Genomic DNA, 1,755 nt, shown 5'->3' with positions numbered 1-1,755 from the left:
GGGGGTGGCGTTCGGTGCAGGTAGCGTGAGCATGCCCGGGCAGGGGCAGCTGCCGTACCAGGCACACTCTCCGCGGTACAACCCTTCGGGAACGGGCGAGAGCGGCGGCGCTGCGCCCCTAGCGCCACTCCGCCACGGGCTCGGGGCGGTTGTCCAGGATGGCCTCGATGCGCTCCAGCACCGGCGACGTCAGCTTGTCGACCACGGCGAGGGCGCCCATGTTCTCCACGATCTGTTCGGGGCGGCTGGCCCCCGTGATCACCGTGCTGACGTTGGGGTTCTTCAGGCACCAGGCCAGCGCGAGCTGGGCGCGGCTGCAGCCGAGTTCCTGCGCGAGAGGCGCGAGGCGCTTCACCTTGTCGATCCGGGCGGCCGCTTGCTCGCCCTCGAAGCTGGGCTTCAGCCAGGCGTACTGCGTGAGCGTCGAGCGGGTGCCGGCGGGGACGCCGCCATCGTACTTGCCCGTGAGCAGGCCGCCCGCCAGGGGGCTCCAGATCGTCGTGCCGAGACCGGGATCCGCGTAGAGCGGCGCGTACTCGCGCTCGACGCGCTCGCGGTGGAACATGTGGTACTGGGGCTGCTCCATCGTGGGTGGGACCAGCCGCTCGCGCCTCGCGACGGCATGCGCGTGGCGGATCTGCTCGGCGCTCCATTCGCTGGTGCCCCAGTAGTAGGCCCAACCCTGCTCGACCAGCCAGCTCATCGCGCGGACGGTCTCTTCCATCGGCGTGCGCGGGTCGGGTCGGTGGCAGAAGACGAGGTCCACTGCGGCGATCTGCAGGCGGTCGAGGGCCGCGCGCGTGCCCTCGACGATGTGCTTGCGGCTGAGGCCGCGGTCGTTGGGCCCGCGCCCGCCCCAGAAGATCTTGGTCGAGATCACCAGGTCCGCGCGCTTCCAGCCGAGGCTCTTGATCGCGCGGCCCATGATCAGCTCCGACTCGCCGCCCGCGTAGACCTCGGCGTTGTCGAAGAAGTTCACGCCGGCCTCGCGCGCGGCGGCCATGCAGTCCTTCGCCTCGGTCTCGCCGAGCTGCGCGCCGAAGGTGACCCAGGACCCGAGACTGAGGGCCGAGACCTGCAGGCCGCTTCGGCCAAGGAGGCGATACTCCATCGTGAGCTCCTTCGCGGGCGGCGCCGCCCGGGCGGGCCGCGGGTGAGCCGGCAGTTTAGGGGATGGCGACTCCGGAATCCAGATCGCCGGCGCGCTTTTGCCTTTCGCGAAGGGGCGGACTCAGGGCATCTTGAACGGCAGCACGACCAGCGGGAGGAGTTGCCATGGCCACCAGCTTGCTCGCCCTCATCGGCAACACGCCGCTCGTCGAGCTGACGCGCCTGGACGCCGGCCCCTGCCGCCTCTTCCTCAAGCTGGAGCTGGCCAACCCCGGCGGCTCGATCAAGGACCGCATCGCCCTCTCGATGATCGAGGCCGCCGAAGCCGAGGGACGCCTGCGGCCCGGCATGCGCCTGATCGAGGCGACGGCCGGCAACACCGGCCTGGGGCTCGCGCTCGTGGGCGGTGCCAAGGGCTACGCGAGCAGCTTCGTCGTTCCCGACAAGATGAGCCGCGAGAAGGTCGCCCACCTGCGCGCGCTGGGCGCCGAGGTGATCATCACGCGCAGCGATGTCGGCAAGGGGCACCCCGAGTACTACCAGGATCTGGCGGCGCGCCTCGCCGTCGAGCGGCCGGACTGCTGGCACGTCGACCAGTTCGCCAACCCGGCCAACCCCCGGGCGCACGAGCGCGGCACGGGTCCG

Annotated in this window: 2 protein-coding genes; one reads left to right on the top strand and one right to left on the bottom strand. The window is 71.2% G+C overall.

The genetic code is table 11. The annotated features are described in order from the left end of the window. Positions 1–118: 118 nt before the first annotated feature. A complete protein-coding gene (locus FJ251_16095; protein ID MBM4119221.1) occupies positions 119–1,111 on the bottom strand; it encodes a voltage-dependent potassium channel subunit beta in 993 nt (330 codons plus the stop codon). 164 nt (positions 1,112–1,275) lie between these two features. Here FJ251_16095 and FJ251_16090 point away from each other — a divergent pair. Beyond that, the coding region (locus FJ251_16090) for a pyridoxal-phosphate dependent enzyme (GenBank protein ID MBM4119220.1) at positions 1,276–1,755 on the top strand (480 nt) is incomplete at its 3' end.

The sequence above is a fragment of the bacterium genome (genome assembly GCA_016873475.1).
Taxonomy (GTDB): Bacteria; Krumholzibacteriota; Krumholzibacteriia; order JACNKJ01; family JACNKJ01; genus VGXI01.
This window is presented reverse-complemented; position numbering and strand designations above follow the sequence as displayed.